Genomic DNA, 15,545 nt, shown 5'->3' on the forward strand with positions numbered 1-15,545 from the left:
CACCAACTAACTAATCGGACGCGAGTCCATCTCTGAGCGATAAATCTTTGATATATCTACCATGCGATAAATATATATTATGCGGTATTAGCATTCTTTTCAGAATGTTATTCCCCTCTCAGAGGCAGGTTACTCACGCGTTACTCACCCGTCCGCCACTAAACTTAATCAAATTCATTCCGAAGAAATCCTTTAAAGAAGTTCCGTTCGACTTGCATGTGTTAGGCACGCCGCCAGCGTTCGTCCTGAGCCAGGATCAAACTCTCTAAAATTTGTATATTAAGCTTTCGCTTACTATCAATTTCAGAGCTTTAATCGCTCATTCCGAATACTAACGTATCCGTAATTTCTGATGCTTTGTTGTGTGCATCTCACTGTAAATCTTTGAGTATCCTCAAAGTATTACGGGTTCCTTTATCTTTCTCGTTGTTTAATTTTCAAGGTCCTACGCACTTTTTGGAAAGTTTTTTGTCGGTTCTTACCGAACCTCTCTCAACAGTGCGTGAATTATTATATCACATTCGTTTTCGTTTGTCAACACTTTTTTCAAAGTTTTTAAAAAGTTTTTTGAAATCTCTTTCATTACTTTTTAAAATCCTTTTTCTGTGCTTTTAAACTTTTCTGTTGTTTGTGCTTTCCTCAAGCGACTTCGTTATTATATCACTCCTTTTTACAAATTGCAACCCCTTTTTTCAATTTTTTTATTTTTTCTTAAAAAACAATTTAAAAGCCGCATATTTGACGCATTTTCATATTCATGCATAATAAAACTTTCAACGCTTTTAACTATACCCATTATTTAGTCGATTATTCAATACACTTAAAATTATTTTATCAACTCTTTATTTCAAATGTATATCTGTACTTTATACTTATTACTTCACATATACTTATTACTTCCCATATACATTATATAAGAAAAGTGTATTTTATAGGAGAAAAAATCTTGACAAAAGTTTTTATTCTCTATATAATAGTAACAACAAGTAAATCCCTCTAAAAGCGATGACGGGAACAAGATATTTTGGTATTTCTTCAGAGAGCAGCTGTTTGGTGAAAAGCTGTGATTACCTTTATATGTATAGCTCATCCCCGAGTTTTCTGTGCGAGGTTATGTAGTGCAGAACGCAAGACTGCGTTATCGGTCAGGACTTTGTTGGAAGTCTGTAAGGGGTGTACAGTGATGTGCACCTAAAACCGGGTGGTACCACGGATGTTTTATTCGTCCCTTTTTAGGGGCGATTTTTTGTGCAATTAATTAGGAGGCACTTTATATGAAACCAGGATTTGAAAAGTATATTCCTTTTCAGCAGATTAAGCTTGAAAACAGAGAATGGCCAAACAATGTAATTACAAAAGCACCGATATGGTGCAGTGTTGACTTGCGTGACGGCAATCAGGCGCTTGTTGACCCTATGAATATGGAAGAAAAGATTGAATTTTTCCACACGCTTGTTGATATGGGCTTTAAGGAAATTGAAATAGGATTTCCGAGCGCATCCGAAACAGAGTACGAAATCTGCCGTGAATTGATTGAGGGCAACCATATTCCCGATGATGTTACAATTCAAGTACTTGTTCAGGCAAGAGAGCACCTCATCCGCAAAACTTTCGAGGCAGTTAAGGGCGCTAAAAATGTAATCATTCATTTCTACAATTCAACATCTACTTTACAGAGAAAAGTTGTATTTAAAACAGATATGGAAGGCGTTACAAAAATTGCTATTGAAGGCGCAAAACTTATTAAGCAGCTTACAGACGAATATACAGGCGATACAAACTTTAGATTTGAGTATTCTCCCGAAAGTTTCAGCGGTACAGAAGTTGAGAACGCTGTTTACATCTGCGATAAAGTTATGGAAGCTCTCGGTTCTACAAAAGAAAACCCTGTTATCCTCAATCTTCCTAACACTGTTGAAATGTGCACACCAAACACATACGCAGATCAGGTTGAATATTTTATTAAACATATAAAGAACAGAGAGGCTTGCATAATCAGCTTGCATCCGCACAATGACAGAGGCACAGGCGTTGCGTCGGGCGAGCTTGCACTTCTTGCAGGTGCAGAGCGTGTAGAGGGCACACTCTTCGGCAACGGCGAGAGAACCGGTAACCTTGACATTGTTACAATGGGACTTAATATGTTTACACAGGGAGTTGACCCTAAACTCGACTTCTCTAATCTTCCAAAGCTCAGAGAGATTTACGAAAGATGCACAGATATGAAAATCAATCCTCGTCAGCCGTATATCGGTGAACTTGTATTTACTGCTTTTTCGGGTTCTCATCAGGATGCTATCAATAAAGGTATGCAGTATATGAAAGACAGCGGCACAGAATATTGGGAAATTCCATACCTCCCTATCGACCCTGCCGATGTCGGAAGAGAGTATGAACCTATTATCAGAATCAACTCTCAATCAGGTAAGGGCGGCGCCGCATTTGTAATGAGCCATAACTTCGGATATGACCTTCCAAAGAAGATGCACCCTGAATTTTCTAAACTTGTTCAGAAAAAGTGTGAAGAACTCGGCAGAGAGCTTATTCCGAAAGAACTTTTTGAAGTATTCAGCGAAAACTATCTTGAAGTTCATCAGAAATACGCTCTTACAAAGCGTAAGATTTACGAAGAAAGCGAAAACGGTAAAGATTATGTGCACTTCAAGGGCAAGATGACTATTAACGGTGCCGATGAAGTTACATTAAGCGGCGTAGGCAACGGCCCGATTGACGCATTCTTTAATGCTATTAAGAAATTCGGACTCGACAAATACGAATTTATCTCTTACAGCCAGCACGCTATTTCACAGGGTTCAGATTCAAAAGCTGTTTCTTACATTGAGCTCAAAAAGCCTGACGGAAAGAACATCTTTGGTATCGGTATTGATTCCAATGTCAATGTTGCATCTGTACTCGGTGTACTTAATGCAATTAACAGAGCTGAAATGTAAAAATATAAAATTAACAGTATAATATCAATATAATTATTAATCCGCTCAATTTTATTATAATTTGAGCGGATTTTAGTTTGTTGGTTTAATGTAAAAATATGGTTCACCACCAAAAGTTTAGTTTTACAAATTCAAAATTCAGGTCAACCCTTTTTAAAGGGTTGCGGGTTTGGGCAGCGCCCATAAAACAATAAAAATGCACTGATTTTAAATATAAAATATTAAGCTGTAATTGCACAATATAATAACTAAACTTTAGATTATTAAAGATTTTAAGATAAAATAAAAGTTAAGACTAATGAGTGGCAGAAAGTAAGAAAGTCGCACTTTAGCAATCTTAGAGAAACGATATTCTAAAGAACACAAAGAGGTTTGCGTGTGTGGCTGATTTGCCCTTAAAAAGTGGCAAATTAGTAGTTTTATTAGCGTGGCTTTTCCTTTGTTGCTGTCGCATTAACTTTCGCAACTATTGCAATTAGTCTTTTAACATCTTTATTTATACAGTCACACTTTCTGTATTTTGCAATATTATGTAGTGTAAACAGAAAGGAGGCAAACGCTTATGTGTAACTTTTTCGGTAATGGCAACAACTGCTGCTCATGGATTATTCTTCTTATAGTTATCCTTGCTTGTTGTGGCGGTAACGAGTCTTCTAACGGTTGTGGCTGCGGCTGCTAAAAATTAAGTATAAAAATAACCCCCTCAATTGCGAGGGGGTTAAATTCTGTTTGTCTATAAAACTATAATGCGATTATGCACTGTATGCAGACCATGAATCGTGGTTATTGTTTCCCTGAACAGGAGAAGTCTGGATTGAAGTAAATCCTGCCTCCGCAATATTCTTAAGTTCTGCTTTAATGTCGGTGTATTTCCAGTCAAAGCAATGGAGAATAACACCGTAATAAAATTACACATACGACAAAATAAGCAAAAACCTCTTATTTGCGTATAAAATACATTTTAGCGCTTTTATCATGACAAAAATGTATTAAATTGGCAACCTGATTATTGCACAATAAGCGCAAAATGTTTTTGATTATTTTGCTAAATTAAAGCTGCTTGCAGTTTGCTTTTGCTAATATTTTATATATTTAATCTTAAAATAAGCAAATATTTACGCAAATTATTTGTTTGTTTTGTTGAGCAAGTATTTACAGATTTATAAAAACATTAATTTTATTTTGTCAATATATGTGTATTGAAATTTACCGATTTTGTAGTAAAATATCTTTATAGGATGTGATAATATGAAAATAGGTCTTATAGTTGAGGGCGGTGCAGCACGCACCTACTACTCCTGCGGCGTTATGGACGAAATGTTGAAAGAAAATATTTACGCCGATTATGTAATAGGAACTTCGGCAGGTATTTCCAATGCTGTGTCCTATGTTTCAAAACAAATCGGCAGAAACTATATAATAGGAACAAAATATTTAAACGATAAAAGATATATGGGAACAAAGTATTTGCTCAATCCTAAAAAGCGCTGCTACTTTAACCTTGATTTTATTATGGACGAAATTCCAAATAAACTTGTTCCCTTTGACTACGATACTTTTGCAAAATTTAAAGGTGATGTAATCGCAACTCTTACAAATATAAACACAGGCAAAACCGAGTATGTGCCTGTTTCACGCTATGACAGAAAATTTGAAATACTAAGAGCGACCTGCGCATTACCGCTGCTTTTTCAGCCGATTATAATAAACGGAAACGAATATCTTGATGGCGGAATTACCGACAGCATTCCGTTTAAACACGCTTTTGATGACGGCTGTGACAAATGCATAGTTATACTTACGCAGGCAAGGGATTACCGCAAAAAAGCCGACAAAACGCTCGAATTTTCCGCAAAGCGCTACAGAAAGAAACCTGAATTTGCAAAGGCACTTTTAAACAGACCGCAAATGTATAACAAACAGCTTGAAGATATAAAAATGCTTGAAGAACAGGGACTTATTTATGTAATTGCGCCAAATCAAAGTCTTGGCATAGGCAGAACTGAAAGCAACCCCGAAATAATAGAAAAAATATACAAACAAGGTGAGTCAGATTTAAGAAAACACCTTGATAAACTTAGAAAATTTATTGAAAATTAAAGGTGTCCATTTATCTGAAATTGCAAAACAATTGTCAGAAGAATGGGCAAACGGAAGAATTAGTATGGAGCAAATATGATACCTATTTATATGACGATTGCAAAGTTTTGAAAAATTTGCTTAACATACAAAATAAGGCTGATTTAAACTTAGCCGATAAATACAAATTTAAAAATTATAAGCCTGTTTTGCACGAATACTTAGAAGATTAACTCTTATCTCTTGACTTTTTTACATTCATTTGGTACAATAGATTATGTTGCAACGGGATGTAGCGCAGCTTGGTAGCGCACACGTCTGGGGGGCGTGGTGTCGCAAGTTCAAATCTTGTCATCCCGACCATTACACGCTAACCGCTCGGTCAGCGTGTTTTTTCTTACTGTAATCCTTTTTTATAATGAGGTGAACATATATGCAGATTTCAAGCAGATTTACTCTTGCCGTTCATATCCTTACCTGCATAAAAACTTTCGGTGACAGTAACAAGATTACGAGCGAGTTTTTGGCTGCAAGCACCAATGTTAATCCTGTAATTGTCCGTAAAATTCTCGGGCAGTTAAAAAAAGCGGGTATAGTGGAAGTAGCACGGGGTTCGGGCGGTGCTGTTCTGGCAAAGCCTGAAAATGACATAACATTTCTTGATATTTATAAAGCGGTAGATTGCGTGGGTGACGGCGAGCTTTTCCATTTCCACGAAAATCCTAACCCGCTCTGCCCCGTCGGACGAAACATTCACGCCGTTCTTGACGACAGGCTCATAAAAGTACAGCAGGCAATGGAAAAAGAGCTTGCGTCTGTTACATTAAAAGATGTTTTGGACGATACGCAAAATATAATAAAATCACAACAATAAAATAATTTGATTAATAATAAGATTTTAAGTATTTTTCTCCTTTTTGAAAATTCTTAAAATCTTTTTTTATTTTTATCGTTGTAACCGTTGACATTACAACAAGTTTGTGATAATATATCGTTGTAATAATTAAGGTTACAACAAATTCAACACATAAATATTTTTACGGAGGTTTTATTATGAAAAAGACAGATTACAAAGAAATCAAATTAGAAAAAGGTACTATCTTTGAATATTCATTCGGTGAAGTAAAGTTATTGGTTTACCGTACAAATGACTTTATTGACGATGAAGCAATTATGCTTGTAAAAAACAACAAAACAGTTGTTATCGAATCGCCTTGCTTTAATGACAACATTGCAGAGCTTGAGCAGTTTATTAAAGATACAGGTACTCAAGTTGAGGGTGTTGTACTCGCTTATCATATGGGCGGCGGCACATTCTTGCCGAATGTAAAGAAATATGCTACTAAAAAGGCAAATACTTACGGCACTGTCGGTGGCGGTAAAGCTTTAGTAGAAAATTTCACAAAGGCTTTCGGCAATATCTTTGATTCATCAATTCACTCGGTTACAAATATTATTCCAGGCGAAACATTAAAAATCGCAGATACAAAACTTAACATTGTAGAAACTGCTGATGCTTTTGATATTGTTTTCCCTGAAATCAATGTTATTTACACTCATATGCTCGGTCACGATTGTCACTCCATTATCGGCGGTGTAGCACATGCCGACGCAATGATTGCCGAACTCGAGGGCTATATTAACAAAAATTATGACCTTATCCTCACATCGCACTATGACCCGGAAGATACAAACGATGTAAAGACTAAGATTGACTATGTAAAGAATATTAAGTCTATTGCAAACAAGTCAGCCAATGCCGAAGAATTTAAGGAAAAAGTAAAGTCAGAATATCCGAATTACTCCGGACTTAACTACCTTGACATTACAGCCGGTGCATTTTTCCCCGCTTAATTAAATTTCTCTGCAATAAAATAAATTATAATCCATATTTAAAGGACAGTCCATTATTTGGACTGCCCTTTTGAGAAGTATAGTAGTGTCAGATATTCAAAATCGTAATTATTTTTCCTTCATATGTAAGCACATTGCTTTCTTGCAAACTCTTTAATTCTCTCATCAATGTGCTTATATCCATTTGTAAATGGTCTGCGAGCTCCTGTCTTGTAAAAGGAATTTGTAATTTGTCACTTTTTTGCTCGCTTTTTAATTGTCGCAAATACTTAATAATTTTATTTTTCGAAAGAGATTCCGCATTAGCAATTATGCGCTGCATAACATTTTCTGTCATTCTGTAAAAAATACTGATAATATTTTGCTGAACTCTGTTTTGTAAAAAAATAATTGACGGATCGGTTATTAAAAACGAATTTGTTTCAAGTGACAAAACAACCGATTTTTTCCTTGCCTCTACCGATACCGTCGGATACGGAGTATCCAGGCTTATAGCTATCAATTCGTTTCCGTCGGGTTCAAAATGATTTATAAATGTTTTCACACCGTCTATATTTGTTTCATAAGAAGCTATTGAACCGTATAAAACAAAAATTGATTTATCAAGTTCAACATTAAGTATTGCGCCACGATTAAGTTCAAAAATCTTAAATTTAGTATTATATAGAAATTTCTCTATTTCATCATCGGTAAATCCACGAAAAAGTTGAGAATTTCTTAAATGCTCGATATTTTTTTCGATTTGATTCTCCATAAATATAAACAATACTCCTGATTACAAAATATATACTTAAGCTGTCAGATTGATAAAACCTGACAGCTTTATTATATCACTCTTATTTTTTATTTCAACGCAATTTTTAAAATCATCAGTTATTAACGGTATATTTTCCGTTTGAACTGCCCGAAATATAAAACTTGGCACTGCCTGTAACAGGAATATCAACAGTCTGACTGCTGCCATTGTTGAATATTACATATGTAGCATCGCTTGGAATATCAATGGTATAAACACTCTGACCTAATTCATTTGTTGTTGACTTTGTCATTGATTTTCCCGGCCATGATGTCATTTTTGTATTGCTGTCAGACCAATAGTAGCAATTCACATTACCCCAGTTGTAGTTATCTGTAAATGTCATAGTATATTTGTCAGATACAGATGAAGTTGTAGGTTGGGTTGTCGGTGTCGGCGCTGTAGTAGGCTGTGTTGTAGGTTTAACCGTTGTCGGCTGTGTCGGAGCGATTCCGCCTTTGTATTGACCTACCTTGGCCTCACTGCTTGGCTGATTTACAATGTACAGCATAATGTATGTAGCATCTCTGATATCAACAGAACCGTCTTCGTCAACATCGGCTGCAATCTTTTGTTTCTGATTAAATGTAATCATTTCATTGATGTAAAGCTGAATTTCAGTTACATCGCTGATTGTAATTTTACCGTCCTGATTTGTATCACCGATAAGTACTTTTTCAGCAGGAGATGTAGTAGGCTGTGCTGTTGTAGGCTTTGCCGTAGTAGGTTGTGCTGTTGTAGGCTTTGCCGTAGTAGGTTGTGCTGTTGTAGGCTTTGCCGTAGTAGGTTGTGCTGTTGTACTCTGGGTTGGTACAGGCGTATTATAATCTTCAAAAGTGTGATTTGCTTTGAATATCTTTGTAGCGCCGTTGAGATTTAATCCCGGCTTTGCATCTGCAGGATAACGCTTGCTTGCAGAGTTTGTGCCGTCACTGAAAATAACCGCACCGTTTGCAAGTGAATCTGAAACTTCAATTACATAATAACCTGTAGAAGAATCCAAAGTCATTTTTTCGCCAGGCCATTTTGCATTAGAAACTGCATCTGAATAAATATAAGCATATATATTTGACCAGTTATAAGATGAATTGTCAAAGTAAATTTTTTGCGTTAATGTCGGGTCAACCTTTGTGTAAATGTAGGTTTTATCGGCTGAACCGTTGGCGTTGCTTGCCTTTACATTGATTGTTGTCTTTGTACCGTACGCAAGACCTGCGCCGATTGTAATTTTCGTACCGTCAGTGAATGACTGATATTTACCGCCGTCAACGGAATACTGCGAGTTTTCAGCGTTCTTGGTATTTAATGTAAGTGTGTAAGTTTCTGTTTCGTATGTAGAAGAACCCGGAGTTACACTTACCTTTGGCTTAGGATTTTCTTCTTCATAAATAACGGCAATACCGCTTGAGCCGACCTTACCGCTGATTGACGATGAAGTAACCGTAAATGTGTTGCCGGAAATTTTGTCAACATATGTACCCGGTTTTGCATAGCCTCCGCCGTTTTCAACAGAAACATTACCGCTGCCGCTGCCTTTTACAATAACAGCACCGCCGTCTTTACGGGTAATTACGCTGCAGTCGTTTGATTTTTTATAACAATCGGCTTTTCCGTTCATGGCATTGTGGAATTTATTAACTTCCGCAACCTCACTGCTTATAAAGTGAGTGCTGCCTTTTTCACCGATTTTTATATTATCTTTAATTTTTGATGACGGACGAGAAAAATAAAGAGCAGTTACTTCATTTTGGCTTGCCGCAACAGCATATGCACGGTCAATAACATTTTGGCTCATATCATTTGAATAGCCCCAATCTTTGTTATTTGACCATGTGTCATGGCTTTCGGCCCAATAAATGAGTTTATCGCAGGAAATACCACGATCACACCAGTTTCCAGACGAATCAGGTGCATCACCGGAATTAAATGAATCACGCAGAGTTTTACCGTAATTGCTGTCGGTTACCGTAATATAGTCTGTATATTCTTTCATTATATCTTCATTTCCGGTTTCTCTGTCATCAGGACCGGTAAGAATTTCGCCATAGTTATATAAACCATACTTTGTTACCGAACTCCAGAAATTATCGCCCTCGCTCGGAACGCCAATATGTTTTGCTGCGTCCCAGCGAATACCGTCAACACCGACTGACTTTAATTCCTGCATATATTTTCCTACTTTTTGCTGAACATATGAATTTTCAGTTGCGATATCAGGCATACCGATTTCTCCGTGTGTTACCTGCCATCTGTTTTTCCAGTCAATACCGCCTCCAAAAGTATGCCAATACTTTGATGGCTTTAAATCATCTTCTATTCTTGAATGGTCGCCTGCAAGATGATTTGCTACAACATCAACTATTACCTTGATACCATAATTCTCGGCTTCTTTACATAGTGATTCCAACTCTGCCTTTGTACCGAGTTCGCTAGTACCTATATAAAATCCCAACGGCTGATACAACCACCACCATGTACCGGTTCCGCTGCCGGGCTGTGCAGGTGAAGTTTGAATTGTTGTAAAACCTGCCTCGGCAATATTATTTAATTCTGCCTTAATATCATTGTACTTCCAGTTAAAGCAGTGCAAAATTACACCGTCCTGAATGTTGTCCATTAAATCGTAATCGCCGACAGAAACCGAATTTTCATCTGATACAACTGCCGCATTTGCCGACACCGCAGCTGTTGCAAAACAAGGCAACAACATACTTGCCGCAAGAGCCGCACTGATTATTCTTTTATTCTTTTTCACGCTTTTTCCTCCCGTAAAATGTTAATTTCAAAACCTAAAAACCATAAAATTACAAAAAGTTTCTAAATAATTGCCTGCTTAACAAAAATCACCTCCAAAAACAAGGCATAATAACAATGTTTACTATTTATTATAATAATTATTTTTCCCCTTATATAATGGTAAATACGAATGTTTATCTTAAGAGGAATAAAATTTAACCGTTATTTTTTGTTCATTTTCACAAACAAGTTCTTAATATCAGCAAAATTTAATTTATAATATCAATTATAATACAAAGCTATGTTAAATTAATTAAAAAGGTTCTGTCTTAATATATTGTAGCAACAATAATACATTACTGTTTAGCGGAATACTTCGTCAGGTAATTATAAAAGTTTGGCAGACAATAATTCACCCCGATTTTTGATAACAAAACAAAATACCCGACTATGGCGTATAACCATAGTCAGGCATTTAATAAATTCTGTTATTATTTCACAAATTTACCGAGAATATCGAATTTTCCGATAATAGGGAGCTTTTTGCATTTACCCTGTACTGCGTTTACAATACCGTAAATTGCAAGAACAATAAAAGCAATTGACAAAATTGTGTTTATAAAACCGAGTATTGTAAGCAAAACTCCGCCTACTCCAAAAATAATACTTCCACGGAATATGATGCTTATAATTGTGGCTAAAATATAGTAAATAATAGCCTGTGCAACAGATAAAACAGTAATATTCAAACCCTGTGTTGCATGAAATCTTGCGTACTTTGAATCCTTTGCCGCAAAAATAGGTACAAGTACAAGCAAACCGATATAAGCAAGCACTGCCATAACCTTGTTTTCTTTGATATCCATAGGATCAAACTCTGCTGTAACATCATCACTGTTCAAAAAGTTATTCTGCTGTGTGCCGTACTGGTGCTGTTGAGTCTGCGCCTGCGAAGTTGTGTCATAAACGGGTGTTCCGCAATGTGAGCAGAATGTTGCTCCGTCCGGAATGTTATTGCCGCAATTTTTACAAAAAGCCATTGTTTTTACTCCTTTTTCTTTAAATACCTCATTAATTATTAAAATTAACATTATCTATGATATAATATATCGCAAAATATGTCAAGCAAATATTAAAAATGGCAACTAAACATAAATATGTGTTTAGCCGCCATTTTATCTATATTGCTTTAAGAATAAGCATTAATTACTTAAAATACTTAACGCCGCTTTCAAAGATAAGCTGGTCCTTAGCAAACGGAACATTCTTGTAAAGGCTGTCGCCCTTTCTTTCGCTGTGGCCCATTTTTCCTAAGATTCTGCCGTCAGGTGAAGTAATACCCTCGATAGCGCATACGGAACCGTTTACATTATATGTAATGTCTGCACTTGGGTTGCCGTTAAGGTCAACATACTGTGTAGCAATCTGACCGTTTTCGGCAAGCATCTTAACTGTTGCCTCGTCAGCCATAAATCTGCCCTCACCGTGCGACACAGGAATAGCAAATACATCGCCTGCATTTACACTTGCAAACCAAGGTGACTTAACGGAAGTAACTCTTGTGTAAGCCATATGAGAGATATGTCTGCCGATTGTGTTGAATGTAAGTGTCGGGTCTGTCGGCTTAAGTTCTCTGATTTCGCCGTAAGGTACAAGACCGAGTTTGATAAGTGCCTGGAAACCGTTGCAAATACCGAGCATAAGACCGTCACGGTTCTTGAGCATCTCATTTACAGCGTTCGCAATTCTTGGATTACGGAAAGTAGTAGCAATAAACTTACCCGAACCGTCAGGCTCGTCACCGCCTGAGAAACCGCCCGGGAACATAATCATCTGTGACTTAGAAATGATTTTCTCCATAGCCTTGATTGTTTCTTCGATATGAGCGGATGTAAGGTTCTTTACGATAAGAAGTTCAACATTTGCGCCCGCTTTTTCAAAAGCTCTTGCAGAGTCAACCTCGCAGTTTGTACCCGGGAATACAGGGATAAATACTGTTGGCTTTGCTGTCTTAATTGCAGGTGAGCTTGTGTTTCTCTGTGTAAAGAGCGGAATATCAACCGCAATTTCAGGGCACTCTGCCTTTGTCGGGAATACCTTTTCAAGCGGAGCAGTCCACTTTTCGATAAGTGTATTTACATCAACAGCAACACCGTTTACTGTAACCTTGCCGTCGTCTGTAACTGTACCGAGGTCATAGCTTACTACACTGTTGTCAAGTTCCGCACCGTCTGCAAGCTCAATAACAAGTGAACCTGAAAGCGGAGCAAAAAGCTCGTCATTTGTGAGTTTATTTGTAAATTTAAATCCATAGCCATTACCGAAACAAGCCTTACATACGCTTGCGGCAGCACCGCCCTCTTTAACAACAGATGCAGAAAGCACCTTGCCCTCGTCAAAGAGTTTGTAAACAGCCTTGTACATAGCGATAAGCTTGTCCCAATCAGGCATAAGAGTTTCTTTATTTTCAGGAACAGGTACATAAATAACCTTTGAACCTACATTTTTGAACTCGGCTGATACTGTCTTGCTTGCCTTTGTCATAGCAACCGCAAAACTTACGAGTGTAGGCGGAACATCAATAGTTTCAAATGTACCCGACATACTGTCCTTACCGCCGATTGACGGAATACCGAGTTTAAGCTGTGCTTCCATTGCACCGAGAAGTGCAGCGGCAGGTTTACCCCAACGCTCCGGTACATCTTTTAATCTTTCAAAATATTCCTGGAATGTAAGGCGGGCTGTAAGTGGATTTGCACCGATAGCAAGGAGCTTTGAAAGTGACTCAACTACCGCATATGCTGAGCCATGGAACGGACTCCAGCGTGAAACACCCGGAATAAAGCCGTAGCTCATTGCTGTGGCGTCATCTGTTTCGCCTTTTTCAAGCGGAATCTTGGCAGCCATAGCCTCCTGCGGAGTAAGCTGGTTCTTACCGCCGAACGGCATAATTACTGTTGCGGCACCGATAGATGCGTCAAAACGCTCTGAAAGACCGATCTGTGAGCAAACCTCAAGACGAGCCATATTTTCTTCAAGTGCCTTGTCGGCAGGCATATCCTTTAATACAGCAGGACACGCCTTACGGTAGCAATCCTCTGCCTTTGGTGCTGTGATATAAGCTGATGAAAGCTGTGTAACACCGTTTGTATTCAAAAATTCTCTGCTGAGATCAACAATCTTGTCGCCTCTCCATGTCATTGTAAGTCTTGGGCTTTCTGTAACAATTGCGACTGCTGTAGCCTCAAGGTTCTCTTTCTCTGCCTCTGCAATAAAGGTTTCTACATCCTTTTTGTCGAGCACAACAGCCATTCTCTCCTGGCTCTCTGAAATAGCAAGCTCTGTACCGTCAAGACCGTCATACTTCTTAGTTACCTTGTCAAGGTCAACTGCAAGACCGTCGGCAAGCTCACCGATAGCTACGCATACACCGCCTGCACCGAAGTCGTTGCATCTCTTAATAAGTTTAGCAACCTTAGGGTTACGGAACAAACGCTGAATCTTACGCTCTGTAGGCGGGTTACCCTTCTGAACTTCCGCACCGCAGGTTTCAATAGAGCTTTCTGTATGAGCCTTTGAAGAACCTGTTGCACCGCCGCATCCGTCACGACCTGTTCTGCCGCCTAAGAGTACGATAATATCATCAGGGAGCGGAACTTCACGAATTACATTTTCCTTTGGTGATGCGCCGATAACTGCACCGATTTCAAGTCTTTTTGCTACATAGCCGCTGTCATAAAGCTCTGTAACCTGACCTGTTGCAAGACCGATCTGGTTGCCGTATGAGCTGTAACCGTTAGCCGCACCTGTTGTAATTTTTCTTGATGGGAGCTTACCGGGCATTGTGTCCTTTACAGGAATAGTCGGATCTCCCGAACCTGTAACACGCATTGCCTGATATACATATGAACGACCTGAAAGCGGGTCACGGATAGCACCGCCAAGACAAGTAGCTGCGCCGCCGAAAGGCTCGATTTCTGTCGGGTGGTTATGGGTTTCATTCTTAAACTGAACGAGCCACTGCTCTGTTTTACCGTCAATAGTTACGGGAACTTCGATTGAGCAAGCGTTAATCTCTTCGCTCTCGTCAAGGTCAGGAATAAGACCTTTTTTCTTAAGTGACTTCATACCGATAAGAGCCATATCCATAAGAGATACGATTCTCTTTGTATCTTTTCCGTAAACCTCGTCACGGGTAGCATAATACTCATTGAGAGCGTCCTCGATTACCGAACCGAGAGCTGCCTTTTCAACTTCGATTTTCTCAAGTTTTGTAAGGAAAGTTGTGTGACGGCAGTGGTCAGACCAATATGTGTCAATAACACGAAGCTCTGTTACACTCGGGTCACGCTTTTCTGTATCTCTGAAATAGTCACGGCAGAACTTAAGGTCTGACAATGTCATAGCAAAGCCCATTGAGCCGTAATACTTTTCCATTTCTTCGTCGTTAAATTTTATAAAGCCTTCTACACGCTTAACATCGGCAGGAACAGGAGTTGCAATGTCAAGTGTCTGCGGCTTTTCAAGAGAGGCAAGACGGCTCTCTACAGGGTTGATGAGGTAATCCTCAATCTTTTTAAGGTCATCATCCGAAATATCACCTGTTACGGCAACAACTCTTGCTGTAAGCACCTTACAGCGCTCGCCCTGTGTAAGAAGCTGTACGCACTGCTCGGCAGAGTCGCCACGCTGGTCATACTGACCCGGGAGATATTCCATTGCAAATACCTTCCAGCCGTCCTCAACAGGAAGTGTTTCCTCATAAATAACATCCGCATTAGGCTCTGAAAGAATAGTACCTTTTGCTGCGTTGTACTCGTCGAGTGAAAGTCCCTCAATATCATATCTCATAATGTATCGAAGGTCGGTAACATTTCTCATACCAAGGTTGTGGCGAATGTCCCACAAAGTCTGCTTTGCAAGAACATTAAAGCCATCTCTTTTTTCTACAAAAATTCTGATTACGCCTGACATAGAAGCTCGTCCTCCCGTAAAAATCATATTATTTTAATAATACCACAAAAGCATTTTTTCTTTTTTCGATAAAGTAATTATAAAAATAATTGACGAATAAAATCGTATAAAATTGGTACAAGCAAAAAATTGTCGGTATATAAGCCATTAATGTA

General features: G+C 38.4%; 8 protein-coding genes, 1 tRNA gene, 1 rRNA gene and 1 other annotated feature. Of the genes, 5 read left to right on the top strand and 5 right to left on the bottom strand.

Going from position 1 to position 15,545, the window contains the following annotated elements; all coding sequences use genetic code 11:
* Positions 1-272 (bottom strand): 16S ribosomal RNA (locus H8R91_RS10035); the annotation flags it as partial.
* A gap of 724 nt (positions 273-996) precedes the next feature.
* Positions 997-1,233 (top strand) — a binding site (T-box leader).
* Positions 1,234-1,274: 41 nt separating this feature from the next.
* Here H8R91_RS10035 and leuA point away from each other — a divergent pair.
* The 5 genes from leuA (at position 1,275) to H8R91_RS10060 (ending at position 6,884) form a co-directional block, all read left to right on the top strand.
* Entirely contained in the window at positions 1,275-2,951 is a 1,677-nt protein-coding gene (leuA, locus tag H8R91_RS10040) for a 2-isopropylmalate synthase (RefSeq protein ID WP_186935978.1), read from the top strand.
* Between the two features lie 1,248 nt (positions 2,952-4,199).
* The gene (locus H8R91_RS10045; RefSeq protein WP_186935980.1) at positions 4,200-5,051 is read left to right on the top strand and encodes a patatin-like phospholipase family protein; all 852 of its coding nucleotides are present in this window, start codon (positions 4,200-4,202) and stop codon (positions 5,049-5,051) included.
* A gap of 265 nt (positions 5,052-5,316) precedes the next feature.
* A tRNA-Pro gene (locus H8R91_RS10050) sits at positions 5,317-5,393 on the top strand.
* Between the two features lie 70 nt (positions 5,394-5,463).
* The gene (locus tag H8R91_RS10055; protein WP_022234179.1) at positions 5,464-5,904 is read left to right on the top strand and encodes an Rrf2 family transcriptional regulator; all 441 of its coding nucleotides are present in this window, start codon (positions 5,464-5,466) and stop codon (positions 5,902-5,904) included.
* Positions 5,905-6,083: 179 nt separating this feature from the next.
* On the top strand, positions 6,084-6,884 hold the full coding sequence (locus H8R91_RS10060; RefSeq protein ID WP_186935981.1) for an MBL fold metallo-hydrolase: 801 nt from the start codon (positions 6,084-6,086) through the stop codon (positions 6,882-6,884).
* An 88-nt stretch (positions 6,885-6,972) separates the two neighbouring features.
* Here the strand turns inward: H8R91_RS10060 and H8R91_RS10065 are convergent, their stop codons facing one another.
* From H8R91_RS10065 to H8R91_RS10080, 4 genes are all read right to left on the bottom strand, one after another.
* On the bottom strand, positions 6,973-7,638 hold the full coding sequence (locus tag H8R91_RS10065; RefSeq protein WP_186935983.1) for a Crp/Fnr family transcriptional regulator: 666 nt from the start codon (positions 7,636-7,638) through the stop codon (positions 6,973-6,975).
* A 115-nt stretch (positions 7,639-7,753) separates the two neighbouring features.
* Positions 7,754-10,435: a starch-binding protein gene (locus H8R91_RS10070; protein ID WP_186935985.1), complete on the bottom strand. Its 2,682-nt coding sequence runs from the start codon at positions 10,433-10,435 to the stop codon at positions 7,754-7,756.
* 472 nt (positions 10,436-10,907) lie between these two features.
* Positions 10,908-11,456 carry a magnetosome magnetite crystal formation protein family gene (locus H8R91_RS10075; protein ID WP_186935987.1) on the bottom strand — a complete coding sequence of 183 codons (549 nt, stop codon included), beginning with the start codon at positions 11,454-11,456 and terminating at the stop codon, positions 10,908-10,910.
* 166 nt (positions 11,457-11,622) lie between these two features.
* On the bottom strand, positions 11,623-15,390 hold the full coding sequence (locus H8R91_RS10080; protein WP_186935989.1) for a phosphoribosylformylglycinamidine synthase: 3,768 nt from the start codon (positions 15,388-15,390) through the stop codon (positions 11,623-11,625).
* Positions 15,391-15,545: the final 155 nt, after the last annotated feature.

This window comes from Ruminococcus intestinalis, from assembly GCF_014288065.1.
Taxonomy (GTDB): domain Bacteria; phylum Bacillota; class Clostridia; order Oscillospirales; family Acutalibacteraceae; genus Ruminococcoides; species Ruminococcoides intestinale_A.